General features: G+C 49.3%; 1 protein-coding gene. It reads right to left on the bottom strand.

Features of this window, described 5'->3' with window-relative positions; translation table 11 throughout:
* A partial coding sequence (locus tag HGH47_RS12355) for a hypothetical protein (protein WP_432912799.1) occupies positions 1-252 on the bottom strand: 252 nt, incomplete at its 3' end.
* Between the last annotated feature and the right edge of the window lie 36 nt (positions 253-288).

Here is a 288-nt window from a genome sequence, read left to right as displayed (position 1 = left end):
TACTTCAATCGGAGCAGAGGCATTATTTGCACGGTCAATCGGCGTAATGACGATTTTCCCCGTACCATCTACAAAACTGCTGACATCGAGTTCACCTTTCCATGTGACAAAGTTGACATCGCCGTTACCGACATCCGTTCGCACGCCGCTCGGAAACTCTAACGTAACTTCGCTTGCCGGAACTCCATTATAGCTTACTTTGACCTTTTCAACCCCAGCGCCTACATCATACGCAGCGCCGGATACCCACACTTTACCGCTACTGTCAGGCCTCAAATATTCAATGGG

The sequence above is a fragment of the Treponema sp. OMZ 805 genome (genome assembly GCF_050937395.1).
In the GTDB taxonomy this organism is placed as follows: domain Bacteria; phylum Spirochaetota; class Spirochaetia; order Treponematales; family Treponemataceae; genus Treponema.
The sequence above is the reverse complement of the archived record's forward strand: the minus strand, read 5'-3'. Positions and strand labels throughout refer to the sequence as shown.